Origin of the sequence: Plantibacter sp. 2H11-2, from assembly GCF_050031945.1 — a bacterium.
Lineage (GTDB): Bacteria > Actinomycetota > Actinomycetes > Actinomycetales > Microbacteriaceae > Plantibacter > Plantibacter auratus.
Genome location: NZ_JBNBBL010000008.1, coordinates 176443 through 189095, shown reverse-complemented (window position 1 = coordinate 189095; position 12653 = coordinate 176443). Strand labels below are relative to the sequence as shown.

Annotated in this window: 11 protein-coding genes; 3 read left to right on the top strand and 8 right to left on the bottom strand. The window is 70.6% G+C overall.

The window, feature by feature from the left end; translation table 11 throughout:
- Positions 1–16: 16 nt before the first annotated feature.
- The gene (gene ahcY, locus ACQG07_RS15855) at positions 17–1507 is read right to left on the bottom strand and encodes an adenosylhomocysteinase (protein ID WP_079707263.1); all 1491 of its coding nucleotides are present in this window, start codon (positions 1505–1507) and stop codon (positions 17–19) included.
- 82 nt (positions 1508–1589) lie between these two features.
- On the bottom strand, positions 1590–1799 hold the full coding sequence (locus ACQG07_RS15850) for a DUF3499 family protein (RefSeq protein ID WP_369808449.1): 210 nt from the start codon (positions 1797–1799) through the stop codon (positions 1590–1592).
- Between the two features lie 107 nt (positions 1800–1906).
- Here ACQG07_RS15850 and ACQG07_RS15845 point away from each other — a divergent pair, with 107 nt between their 5' ends.
- Positions 1907–2344 carry a metallopeptidase family protein gene (locus tag ACQG07_RS15845; RefSeq protein ID WP_064295223.1) on the top strand — a complete coding sequence of 146 codons (438 nt, stop codon included), beginning with the start codon at positions 1907–1909 and terminating at the stop codon, positions 2342–2344.
- A 16-nt stretch (positions 2345–2360) separates the two neighbouring features.
- Here the strand turns inward: ACQG07_RS15845 and ACQG07_RS15840 are convergent, their stop codons facing one another.
- The 5 genes from ACQG07_RS15840 to ACQG07_RS15820 all read right to left on the bottom strand — a co-directional run bounded on the left by ACQG07_RS15840 (position 2361) and on the right by ACQG07_RS15820 (position 8934).
- Complete coding sequence (locus ACQG07_RS15840) at positions 2361–3794, bottom strand: DUF5719 family protein (protein ID WP_124769649.1); 1434 nt, start codon at positions 3792–3794, stop codon at positions 2361–2363.
- Positions 3784–7146, bottom strand: coding sequence for a glycosyltransferase (locus tag ACQG07_RS15835; RefSeq protein WP_192006750.1), 3363 nt, complete (start codon positions 7144–7146; stop codon positions 3784–3786). Before ACQG07_RS15835 ends, ACQG07_RS15840 begins: the two co-directional genes overlap by 11 nt.
- 111 nt (positions 7147–7257) lie before the next feature.
- Positions 7258–7587: a WhiB family transcriptional regulator gene (locus ACQG07_RS15830; RefSeq protein WP_079002812.1), complete on the bottom strand. Its 330-nt coding sequence runs from the start codon at positions 7585–7587 to the stop codon at positions 7258–7260.
- 186 nt (positions 7588–7773) lie between these two features.
- Complete coding sequence (galE, locus tag ACQG07_RS15825) at positions 7774–8736, bottom strand: UDP-glucose 4-epimerase GalE (protein ID WP_159879353.1); 963 nt, start codon at positions 8734–8736, stop codon at positions 7774–7776.
- Positions 8737–8790: 54 nt separating this feature from the next.
- Positions 8791–8934 (bottom strand): hypothetical protein, encoded by a 144-nt coding sequence (locus tag ACQG07_RS15820; RefSeq protein ID WP_159879355.1) that lies wholly within the window; start codon positions 8932–8934, stop codon positions 8791–8793.
- 93 nt (positions 8935–9027) lie between these two features.
- On the opposite strand from ACQG07_RS15820, the gene ACQG07_RS15815 reads away from it, so the two are divergent.
- The gene (locus ACQG07_RS15815) at positions 9028–10008 is read left to right on the top strand and encodes a GlxA family transcriptional regulator (RefSeq protein ID WP_426738779.1); all 981 of its coding nucleotides are present in this window, start codon (positions 9028–9030) and stop codon (positions 10006–10008) included.
- 31 nt (positions 10009–10039) lie between these two features.
- Here ACQG07_RS15815 and manA read toward each other — a convergent pair whose 3' ends face one another.
- Entirely contained in the window at positions 10040–11239 is a 1200-nt protein-coding gene (gene manA, locus ACQG07_RS15810) for a mannose-6-phosphate isomerase, class I (RefSeq protein WP_426738778.1), read from the bottom strand.
- A 196-nt stretch (positions 11240–11435) separates the two neighbouring features.
- Between manA and ACQG07_RS15805 the strand changes: the two genes are divergently transcribed.
- Positions 11436–12614, top strand: coding sequence for an acyl-CoA dehydrogenase family protein (locus ACQG07_RS15805; protein ID WP_086474313.1), 1179 nt, complete (start codon positions 11436–11438; stop codon positions 12612–12614).
- Positions 12615–12653 lie beyond the last annotated feature (39 nt).

The window sequence follows — 12653 nt, the reverse complement described above, 5'->3', positions numbered from 1 at the left end:
GAACCGGCGGCACCGCCTAGTAGCGGTAGTGGTCGACCTTGTACGGGCCCTCGACCGGCACGCCGATGTAGTCGGCCTGCTCGCCCGTGAGGGTCGTCAGCTGCACGCCGAGCGCGTCGAGGTGCAGGCGAGCGACCTTCTCGTCGAGGTGCTTCGGCAGCACGTACACGCCGATCGGGTACTCCTCGATCCGCGTCCAGAGCTCGAGCTGTGCGAGCACCTGGTTCGTGAAGGAGTTGCTCATCACGAACGAGGGGTGCCCCGTCGCGTTCCCGAGGTTCATGAGTCGTCCCTCGCTGAGCACGAGGACGCTGCGCCCCGTGGGGAGGCGCCACTCATGGACCTGGGGCTTGATCTCGATCTTCTCGGCGCCCTCGAGCGCCTCGAGCGAGGCCATGTCGATCTCGTTGTCGAAGTGCCCGACGTTCGAGACGATCGCGAGGTGCTTGAGCGCGAGGATGTGATCGAGGGTGACGACATTGAAGTTGCCGGTGCACGTCACGATGATGTCGACCTGGTCGGCGACGCTCTCGAGGGTCGCGACCTGGAAGCCGTCCATCGACGCCTGGAGGGCGCAGATCGGATCGACCTCGGAGACGATGACCCGAGCGCCCTGGCCGCGGAGGGCCTCAGCTGCACCCTTGCCGACGTCGCCGTAGCCCGCGACGAAGACGACCTTGCCACCGATGAGCACGTCGGTCGCGCGGTTGAGGCCGTCCGGCAGCGAGTGCCGGATGCCGTATTTGTTGTCGAACTTGCTCTTCGTGACCGAGTCGTTCACGTTGATCGCTGGGAACAGCAGCTCACCCTGCTTCGCCAGCTCGTAGAGGCGGTGGACACCGGTGGTGGTCTCCTCCGTTACGCCGAGGATGTCGGCGGCGACCTTCGTCCAACGATCGCTGCTGCCGGCGAGCGAACGACGGAGCACGTCGAGGACGATGCTGTACTCGTGGCTGTCGGCGTCGGTCGTGTCGGGGACCGCTCCGGCCAGCTCGAACCGACGGCCCTGGTGGACGAGCATGCTCGCGTCGCCGCCGTCGTCGAGGATGAGGTTGGGTCCGGTCCACTCGGCTCCGGCCGTGGCGGCCTCGGTCGACCAGTCGAAGATCTGCTCGGTGCACCACCAGTACTCTTCGAGCGTCTCGCCCTTCCAAGCGAAGACCGGCACACCGGCCGGTGCCTCGACGGTCCCGTGCGGACCGACGGCGACGGCCGCCGCCGCCTCGTCCTGGGTCGAGAAGATGTTGCAGCTCGCCCAGCGCACCTGGGCACCGAGCGCGACGAGTGTCTCGATGAGCACCGCGGTCTGCACCGTCATGTGCAGCGAACCGGCGATGCGGGCACCGGCGAGCGGCTGGCTCGCGCCGAACTCCTCGCGGAGGGCCATCAGGCCGGGCATCTCGTTCTCGGCGAGGCGGAGCTGGTGTCGGCCGGCCTCGGCGAGCGACAGGTCGGCCACCTTGTAGGGCAGGGTGGTCGTGGGGGCAGTCGGTGCGGAAGAACTCATGACGCCATTCTCGCAGACCGTCAGGCGTCGTGGACCTTCATGTCGGGTCCGAGATCGGCACGGAGCGGTGGCGCGCCGACGGTCAGGAGCCGTAGCCGACGTCGCCGAGGACGCTGTGCTTCACGACGCTCCACCCCTGCGGCACGCTCAGCCGTACGGCGTGGATGGAGCAGAGGTCGTAGCTGTGCGGGCTCTTCTCGATGCTCAGCGGACCGAGGACGGCCATCGAGTCGCGGTAGTCGTAGGTCAGCGTCGCCACGGGCTCGCGCGAGCAGCCGACCTTCGAACACATCCTGTCCACCATTTGCCCCAGCGTAGCCCGGGGGCGCCGGCGGCACCGTCCGGCTCGCCGGTCGAGCGGGTCTGAACCGGGCCGCCGACGACACCTAGACTGGACGCATGGCGCAGGCTGACGAGGAGACGCGAGGCGCCCTCTCGCGCCGCCGATCACGGCACGGTCGCAACGGTCGTTCGAGCGTCGTCGGACCGGACGTGCCACCGATCGACACCCGGATCGACCAGTTCGACCTGACGGTCGCCACCACCGCCGACTACCTCCGCGGAGCCTGGCCCGCCGAACTCGCCGACGTCCGGTTCGAGGTCGGCGCGATGCCGGCGCAGAACTCCGGGACGGACGGCGTCGACCGCTGGTTCGTCGACCGAGCACGCCGACGGATCATCCTGTACCGGTTGCCCATCCAGCGGATGAGCAAGCTCCACCGGAACGACGAGCTGCATCAGCGCATGATGGTGGAGAGCTGCGTGTTCCGCGCCGTCGCCGAGCTCCTCGGCAAGGACCCCTGGGACCTCGGGCCGGAACGGTACCGGTTCCTCTGACCCGAGGCCGCCGCGGTCAGCGCGGGTAGACGCTGATCGGCGCCGCCAGCGGGTTCGGCGGCGTGACCGGCAGCGACGTGAGCCGCCCCGCCGCGGCGAGACTGATCGAGGCGTGGAGGCCGTCGGCCCCGGCGAGGACGTAGCTCTGACCGGCGCCGACGCCGATGGTCACCGCCGCTCCAGCGCCGACCTTCGCCGTGGTCTCCTTGCCGTCAGCCCCCGTCAACGTGAGTTCGGCGTCGGAGCCAGACGGGTTGAAGACGTGGAGCTTCTGCCCCGGCCCGGTGGGGACCGTGAGGGCCGCGGTGTCGTCGAGTGCGGGCGTCGCTCCGAACCAGGCGAAGTCCTCGAGCGTTCCGCCGCGCGAGTTCGTCCGGGCCGCCGCGACCACCGGTCGGGTCGAGGTGACCTCCAGCGAGAACTCACCGGCCGGGAGTTCGGCCAGGGCGATCTCACCGGGAACGCCCGGCTGGATGGTCGCGTCGATGACGATCGGCTCGTCCTTCGCGTTCTCTCGGGTGGCGGTGATGACGACGTCGGCTGGCTCGGATCCCGGCGCGAACAGTCTGAGGGCCGTGGCCCGGTCGTCGACGGACGCGGTGTCGGAGCTCGCCCCTGCGGCCGCGGGGGCCGTGACGACGACGCCGGGGATCACGAGGTCGGTCGAAGGCGACGCGGTCGGCCCCTGGACCTCGACGCCACCGGGGGTCAGGACGCGGACCGTGCTCTGCTGGAGCGCGGCCACCACCTGGCCGCCCTCGCTCGTCACGTGCACGACCGGGGTCGGCTCGTTGGGTGCGAGGCCGGTGAGGGCGATCACGCGCTGCGTGCCGGTGGCGACGACGATCCCGGCGGCACCCGGAGCGTCGATCCGCCCGGCGGCACCGAAGACCTCGAGGGTCACGTTCGCGTCGACGGCCGACGGGTTGCTCAAGAGGATCAGGGTGGTACGACCGATGTCGCTCGAACCACCGACGAGCCAGCTCTCGGCCGATGCCGGTGTGCAGGCGGCGGCCGCCAGACCGGCGACCTCGGCTTCGGCGGCGATCTGCGACTGCGCGCCACTCAGGGGCGTCACCGTGCCGTCGGTCGCGCCGGGGACGGTGATCACCGTGGGTCCGCCGTCCGCCGCACCGCTCGTGTTGTCGGGTGCTGCCAGCTCACTCGTCGTGGGCGTCACCCCGTTCGCTCCGAAGTCGACACTCGCCGGGCCGAAGGAGCCGGCTGCCGTGGCGGCCGTCGCGTCCTGGGCCAGGGCGAGCAGCGGCCCCGGGCACACGACCGACTGGTCGCCGGCCACCGGGGTGACTCGGATGTCCTGAGGGGCGATCTCGACCGTCGGGAGGGGCAGCTGCCCAGCCGCTGCGATCGTGACCGCGGCGATCCCGATCCCGACGAGGCCGGTGACGATCCGACCGGAGGTGATGGCGACTCCGCGCTTACTGGGCATGCGGCTGCTCCGTTCCCGGGGTGTCCCGGCGGGTGGTGTCGGGATCCGGCGTCGTCTCGGTGGAGTCGCTCGGATCCGGATCGGGCACGGCGACATCGCCCGTGGCGACCGCCGGTTCGTCGGGGACCTCGTCGGCTGTGGTGTTCGTGTCGGCGTCGGCGTCTGGAGTCGACCCGGTCACGTCGCGGTCCGTGTCGACGGTGTCGTCCGCGACCGGCACGGTTTCATCGCGAGCGACGGTGTCGTCGGCCGACCCGGTGTCGACGGTCGATGCACGGTCGTCGACGGACTCGGCGTCATCGGCTGGTTCGGCAGTCACCGCCGCGGGCGCGGGCGCCTCGGCGGAGGCCTGACCCCGACGCCACCAGCGCGGCTTGGGCGGGCGGGTCGACGCGTCGGCGGTGTCGGCCGACTCGGATCCCTCCGCCTCGTCGTCGAGATCGGCGGTCGGTTCCTCGTCGTCATAGGTGCCGGTCGCGTCGTCGTCGATCACCGCGACCGTCGCCCCGGAGGCGGCCGCCTTACGAGCGGCACGGCCCTTCAGCTTCGCCGGCTTCCTGGATCCCGCGCGGTACCCGTCGCGGGACGCACCGTTGGGGATGCTCAGGAGCAGGGTGATGAGGAACACGACGCCCAGGCCGACACCGATGAGGGTGCCGAGCACGTTGGACGTGGGGAGCTCGGGGCCGGTGCCGACGTCCGCGACGGTGCGCCAGAGCGTCCCGCTCGTCGTGTCGCCGACGGCGACCAGCGCTGCGTTGGCGTCGAGCGCACTCGTCGCGCGGCCGGCGGTCTGACCCGCCACCGTCTGCTCCTCGCCGTCTGCGACCGGCGACAGCAGCACGAAGGCGATGCCGTGCTCGACGAGGGTCTCCGTCGGGTCCAGTCCGCTCTGCGACGCGAGGTTGCCGGCGAGCTCGGCGACGACGCGGTCGTCCGAGGACACGCCTGGGGCCGTCTGGGCGATCGTCGACTGGCCGTCGAGCGTCTCCCCCTGGCCACGGATGACGACCGCGGTGATGGTCCCGTCGTCGCCGGGCGTGATGACGAGGGTGCCGAGCCGAGGATCGGTTTGCGTCGCGGCCGTCACGTAGGCGGGCAACTGGCGACCGGAGCTCTCGCGGACCACCGAGGTGCCGAGGGGCTGGGCGAGGGCGAGCGGGAGGGCGATCACCGCGGCGGCGAGGACCATGACGAGCGCCGGGACAGCCCGGAACCGCGGGATGCGGTCGAGGCCGAGGGTCGCAGCGCCCACGATCCCGAGCCAGTAGAGGCTGATCGCCGCGCCGGCCCAGACGGGGACGGCCGTTCCGGCGGCGGAGGCGAGGAGGAGATGCGTGGCGAACACCGCCGACACGAGTCCGAGGAACGCCGCGATCAGCAACGGGACGGCCCGTCTGGAGCCCGGGAGGAACAGGGCCAGCAGAGCGACGATCGCGAGTGGCGCGAGCAGCGCGGGTACCACGATGGCGGGAGTCGCACCCGGCAGCCCGAGCGCTGCGCCGAGCTGGCTCCATCCACCCAGGCTGCCGCCGGGGAAGCCGAGGGACAGTTGCCAGCCGGACGCCGCTGACCCGGGCGTCGCGACGCCCGGGTCGGCGAGGAGTCCGAGCCAGTTGTCGCGATGGAGCCCCTGCTGCCAGATGAGCGGGGCGAACAGCGCGATGGCGGGGATCGGGACGAGTCCGACCCTGGCGACACCTCGACCGGCGAAGACCATCGCGACGACCCAGATGACGAGCAACGCCGGGGCGAGGGACGGCGAGCTCGCTGTGATCGCTGCGAACAGGAAGGCGCTCGTGCCGGCTGCGGCCCACGACCGGGACGCGACCACACCCGCGTAGAAGAGCCAGGGCAGCAGGACATGGACGATGACGGCGGCGGGACGACCGTCGGCGAGCGCGGTCAGGAGCGTCGGGGCGAGCGCCCAGAGCAGCGCCGCCACCGCACGAGGACCGCTGCGCTCCGTGAGCCGGGTGGCGGCGAACCAGGCGCCGAGCGCCGAGAGCGGCAGCGCGAGCAGGAAGAGCAGGACCAGGGAGAACGAAGGCTGCCAGAAGGTGATGGTCCCGAGCACCGCGAGGACCGCACTGAACGGGTCGGCGGCACCGACGAAGCCGAGGCCGACGTCGCGCCACCCGAAGCCGATGTGCTGCCAGAGTTCGCCGACGGTCGCCGAGAGCGGGAGGAGTCCCCCACCGGTGAGGTACGTGGCTCCAAGGAGCGGAGCGAGGATCGCCGCTCCGATGACCGCCGTCGCGAGGACGACCCAGGCGCCTCCGCCGGAGAAGAAGCGGAGGTCGCGTTCCTCACCGATGAAGCCGATCTGCGTCGCCTCCCGCGCGAGCGCGCGTTTGCGTCGGACCTCGTCGAGTCGCATCCGCAAGCCGGCGATGCTCGACCAGCCCAAGGTGCGGTTCTTCGCGAGCTGGCGCCGGGCACTCCCGACCTTCGTTCCGGAGAACGCGACGGCGAACGCCGCCGAGAGCTCGCCCAGCACGAGCTCGGGTTGCTTCTTCACGAAGTGGCCGATGACCCGCAGGATGGCGAGGGGCACGAGGCTGAGCCAGTGCACGGGGACCATGATCCCGGGTGCATAGACGAGACGCCGGTGGAGCTGTGCGGCGCGGGCCTGGCGATGGCGACGACGACGCGCGCCGAGCCGGTTCGACCAGGAGGGCCCGGCGATGCCTTCGCCGGCGGAGGCGACCCGCGCCGTCGGCACGACCGCGACCAGGTAGCCCGCGAGGCGGGTCCTGATGCAGAAGTCGAGGGCGTCGTCCGCCACGAGGGCCTGGTCGAAGCCGCCCAACTGGTCCCACAGCTGATGGCGCACGAGCATGCCGGCCGGACCGACCGCCATCACGTCGTTCATCGTGTCGTGCTGGGCCTGGTCGAGCTCGTCCTCGACCACCGGGACCGCCGCCCCGAGGGTGGTGATGGTCTCACCGTAGCGACGGAGGAACGACGCGTCGTCCCAGTCGAGGATCTTCGGGCCGGCCACACCGACGGACGGCGAGACCTCGAGGGCGCCCAACAGGGCCGCGAGCGCCGTCGGCTCGGGAGCCGTGTCCTCGGAGAGCAACCAGAGCATCTGCTCGGCGTCCTCCGGCTGATCGGTGACGCGGACGCCGGCGGCCACAGCTTGCGCGAAGCTGAGGTCCTCGGTCGAGGTCACGAGCTTCATGCCGGGGACGCGACCGAGTTCCTCGATCGTCGCCTCACTCGCGCGGGTGGCGACGGCGATGATCCCGTCCGCCGGACGGGTCTGGGCACGGAGGGCGTCGAGCGTGCGTGCGAGCGGCTCTGAGCCGTCGCGCACCACGAGAATCGCCGTTACTCGGGGAGACATCGGATTCAGACTAAGCGGGTCCGGCCGGAAGAGCGGGAACCGAGCGGGCGCGCCCCGAATCGGGGGTGTTCCGGTGAGTCGGGAGCGGTTCGGTCAGCGTCCGGCGACGGGTCAGACGGCGCGTTTGCGGAGTTTGCGACGCTCGCGTTCGGACAGGCCACCCCAGATGCCGAAGCGCTCGTCGTTCGCGAGTGCGTACTCGAGGCACTGCGACTTGACGTCGCAGCTGGTGCAGATCCGCTTCGCGTCGCGCGTGGAGCCACCCTTCTCGGGGAAGAACGCCTCAGGGTCGGTCTGCGCGCACAGCGCGTCGGTCTGCCAGGAGAGCTGGGTGTCGTCCTCGCCCTCGGCAGCGGGCTGACGGACGCCGGGGACTCCGAGATTGACCGGATCGACGAACCAGTCGTCGGGTACTCCGGCACGATACTCAGGAATCGCCATACCGTCTCCCCACCTAGTCGTACCCTGCGCCACGCGGCGCGATACATAATTACACCCTTGTAGTTATGGTCGAGTCAAGTCGCACATCGTAAAGCCTCAATCACGAGGTGAGGGTTCGCGACGCGCCGGGTGTGACCCGAACTGGGTGTCGGGGCCTGCCTGGGCGGATCATGCGGTCGCGCGACGTCAGTCGGCGGCGCGCCTGGCCCGCCATGCGCTCTCCACCATCTGGCGCAGATCGTGTCGCATCCGCCAGTCGAGATCGCGAGCTGCGAGCGCACCGGACGCGACGATCCGCGCGGGGTCGCCCGCCCTCCGCGGCATGATCTCGGGGGTGAAGTCGATCCCGGTCACCTCCGCCATCGCGGTCATGATCTCGCCGACGCTCGACCCGTCGCCGCTCCCGAGGTTGTAGGCGGCCTCGAGGGACTCACCCGCATCGAGCCGCTTGGCTGCGGCGACGTGCGCGGCCGCGAGATCCGCGACGTGCAGGTAGTCGCGGACGCAGGTGCCGTCCGGCGTCGGGTAGTCGTCACCGTTGATGCGGGGGGTGCGTCCGGCGAGAAGCGCGTCGAAGACGAGTGGGAAGAGGTTGTGTGGGCTCGTGTCGTAGACCTCGTCCGTCCCGGAACCGACGACGTTGAAGTACCGCAGCGAGGTGTGACGCAGCCCGGTGGCGACACCCTGGTCGCGGAGCAGCCACTCGCCGATGAGCTTGGACTCGCCGTAGGGCGACTCGGGCGCTTTCGGGGTGTCCTCGGTGACCAGGTCGACGTCCGTCGTCCCGTACACCGCGGCGCTCGACGAGAAGACGATGCGCTCCACCCGGTGCTCCTCCATCGCGGCGAGCAGCATCGCGGTGGCCGTGACGTTCTGGGCGTAGGTGTGGAGCGGGCGCTGCACGGAGACACCCGCGTACTTGTACCCGGCGACATGGACGACACCGCTCAGCTCGAACTCGGAGAAGGTGCGCTCGAGGACCGAGCCGTCGAGCAGGGTTCCGCGGACGAACGGCACCCCGGCCGGGACGAAGCGCTCGTGCCCGCTCGACAGGTCGTCGAGGACGACGACGTCGATCCCCTCCGCCTGGAAGGCCCGAACCACATGGGCTCCGATGTATCCGGCTCCGCCCGTCACCAGCCACGCCACGATGCTTCCTCCAGGGAGTCCTCCACCTGCCGTGCTGCAGACGGAGTGACCAGACTACTGGAGGCGCGTGCCCCGTGCGGCGGGGCGGACGGGGACGCGGCGATAGCCGTCCGTCAGGACGGCACGGATGGTCGCGGCGGAGGCGACGACCGCGACGAGGACGATGAGGAAGCCGACGACGAGTGCGATGATGGACATGTCCGAATCTCTAGGAATAGCGAAAAACTGCCACCAGTGGCAGGATGGACGCAAAGCAGCACATTCCTGCCAAATCGATCATCCGGAGGTCCCATGCTGTCGAAGGTCGCCCTGCTCGCCATTCCGGGGCTGCAACCGTTCGAGTTCAGCGTCGTCTGCGAGGTCTTCGGCATCGACCGGTCGGACCAGGGCGGTCCCGCCTTCGACCTCCGCATCGTCACGAAGGACCCAGGTCCGGTCCGGATGAACCTGAGCGACGACGGTGCGCGGGGCTTCGACATGATCGTCGACGACGACCTGTCCTTCGCGGCCGAGGCGGACCTCGTGGTGATCACCGGTCGTGGCGGATCGCGTGGCGGAGCGGTCGACGAGGCCTACCTCGGCGTCCTCCGAGCGGCGGAGGCACGGGGCGCCTGGGTCCTCAGCGTGTGCAGCGGATCGTTCGTCCTCGGTCAGGCAGGGCTGCTCGACGGTCGCCGCAGCACGACCCACTGGATGTACACCAGCGAGCAGCAGACCATGTTCCCGGGCACCACCGTCGACCCCGACGTGCTGTTCGTCGAGGACCGCAAGGTCATCACGGGCGCGGGGACCGCTGCCGGCATCGACGCGTGCCTGCACCTGGTACGACAGGAGTACGGCGCGGCGAGCGCCAACGTCATCGCCCGCCGGATGGTCGTCCCGCCGCAGCGCGACGGCGGTCAGGCGCAGTACGTCCTCTCCCCCGTCGCGGCGCAGCAGTGCGAGTCGCTCGCCCCGGTCGTCGACTGGATGCTCGACCACCTCGCCGAGGACCTGCCCATCGGGCGTCTCGCGCGGCAGGCGCACATGTCCGAGCGGACCTTCGCACGCCGCTTCCGCTCGGAACTCGGCAGCACGCCGGCCGCTTGGTTGAACCGGCAACGCCTGTTCCGAGCGCAGGAGATGCTCGAACGGACCGACCACGGTGTCGAGCGGATCGCGGCGGACACCGGGTTCGGCACCGCAGCCGTCCTCCGTCACCACTTCGACCGCGTCCTCGGCACCACGCCCGCCGCCTACCGGCGGAGTTTCGGGACGCGGGAGAGCGCCTGAGCTGCGTGGACCGGACCAGCCGGCCAGGCGGTCAGCCCTGGGTCGTCGCGAGGAAGAGGGTCCCGGTCCCGGAGAAGCGCAGTTCCGCCTCGTCGGGCGTGATGAAGGCGTAGCCACCTCGATCGAGCTCGATGGACGAGGTGGCTCCGGTGATCCGCACCGAACCGTCGGTCACGATCGCGATGCCGGGTCCGGGGAGGTGGAACGAGGGATCCTGCTCGGACGGCTCTGCGGGCAGATCCACCCGCAGCAGCTCGAAGTCCGGCACGTCCGGGACGAAGAGGCTGCGTCCCCCACCCAGGTCCGTCGGGGTCAGCCACGGCACCGGCCGCGGCTCGAACTCCAGGACCTCGAGCAGCTCGGGCACGTCGACGTGCTTCGGCGTGAGCCCGCCGCGGAGGACGTTGTCGCTCGCGGCCATGAGCTCGACGCCGATCCCCCTGAGGTAGGCGTGGATGTTGCCGGCGGGGAGGTAGAGCGCTTCGCCGGCTCGCAACGTGACGAGGTTGAGGAGCAGGGCGACCGCGATGCCGGGATCGCCCGGATACTCCTCCGCGAGCCGCCCGACCAGGGCCCGCTCGGCGTCGAATGCACCCGACCCGGGAGCCGCGGCGGACGCGACGAGGGCGTCGAGCAGCCCGCCGGGGAGCTGTTCGAGCAGGATCCGCACGGTGTCGCGGAGCCCGTCGGGGACGGCCAGCATCCCGCGGAGCATCGTGATGCGCGCTGCCGCAGCCGGATCGGGTGCCGAGGCCACCAGCTCGACGAGCAGCGCATCGGTCGCGGCGAGTTCGCGGAAGCCGCAGAGCGCCTCGAAGCCGTCCCGGAGCGCGACGATGAGTTCCGGCTTGTGGAGCGCGTCCTTGTAGTTGCGGTGCGGAGCGTCGAGCGGCACACCTCGCGCGTTCTCGGCGGCGAAGCCCGCGGCGGCCCGGTGCAGGTCGGGGTGGGCCTGCAGCGAGAGCGGATGGGCCGCTGCGAGGACCTTGAGGAGGAACGGCAGCGAGCCGTGCCCGCCGAGCGCGGCGGGATCGGCGGCGAGCCAGCTTTCGAGATCAGCGTGCCCTCCCACCCTCGGCGGATCCGCGATCGGCGTCGGAGCCCCGGGGTGTGCGCCGAGCCAGAGTTCCGCCTCCGGACGTCCCGAGGGCTCGGACCCAAGCACCTCCGCGATCGCCGTCGACGACCCCCACGCGTAGTCACGAGGAGTGGCACGGAGCGGCACGAACATGGTGGGGCCCTTTCGACGGACGAGGGTGACGCGCCAGCCGGACCCTGGGGCCGCTTGGCGTCGTCCTACAAGCCGTGCGACGCGGTCGCCCGGCACCGTGCACCAAACTACCAAGCCGTTGTCCGCGCCGAGCACACCTGCCTAGGCTGGCCGGGACGCCGATCCGGCGCCAGCGGACGCAATGGAGCAACGGACCATGATCTTCGAACCCCTCGCCAGCGACTTCTACGGCTTCGAGAGCCTCCTGACGGCTCCCGAGCAGGAGGCCATCGCCCGCCTCCGAGCCTGGGCCGAGACCGAGGCGAAGCCGATCGTGAACGAGTACTGGGAGCGAGCCGAGTTCCCGAAGCACCTCATCACCCCGCTCCTCGAGCTCGACGTCGCCAGGTGGGCCTGGCCGGAGACGACGCCGTTCGAGAACAGCGCCGTGTTCCGCGGCCTCGCCTCGATGGAGCTCTCCCGGATCGACGCGTCGATCTCCACCTTCGTCGGCGTGCAGGACGGTCTCACCATGGGATCGATCAGTGAGTGCGGCTCGCAGGAGCAGCAGGACGAGTGGCTCCCGAAGCTCGCCTCGGGCGAGGTCCTCGGTGCGTTCGGCCTCACCGAGCCGCAGTCGGGGTCGGACAGCGCACAGGGGCTTCGCACCACGGCCACGAGGGACGGCGACGACTGGATCCTGTCCGGCTCCAAACGGTGGATCGGCAACGCGACCTTCAGTGACATCACGATCATCTGGGCGAAGGACACGGCCGACGGTCAGGTGAAGGGCTTCATCGTGCCGACCGACTCCCCCGGCTACTCCGCGACCAAGATCGAGGGCAAGATCAGCCTGCGCATGGTGCAGAACGCCGACATCACCCTCGAGGACGTCCGGGTCCCCGAGCGCCTCCGGCTGCAGCACGCGAACTCCTTCCGCGACACGGCGAAGGTCCTGCGGCTCACCCGCGCCGGCGTCGCCTGGTCGAGTGTCGGCGTCGCTGTCGGCGCGTACGAGGCGGCGGTCGCCTACGCCAAGGAGCGCGTGCAGTTCGGCAAGCCGATCGCGGGCCACCAGCTGATCCAGGACCTCCTCTCGAAGTGCCTCGGGAACATCACGGCGTCGATGGCGATGTGCGTCCGGGTCTCGCAGATGCTCGACGAGGGCACCCAGCGCGACGAGCACTCCGCGCTCGCCAAGGCGTTCTGCACCGCGCGGATGCGCGAGACGGTCGCCTGGGCACGGGAGATCATGGGCGGGAACGGCATCGTGCTGGACTACCACGCCGCCCGGTTCTTCGCGGATGCCGAAGCCCTCTACAGCTATGAGGGCACGCGGGAGATGAACGCGCTCATCGTCGGGCGGGCCATCACCGGCACTGCGGCGTTCGTCTGACCACCGCGCTCGACGAGGGCCTGGGTGGCGGCCGCAGCC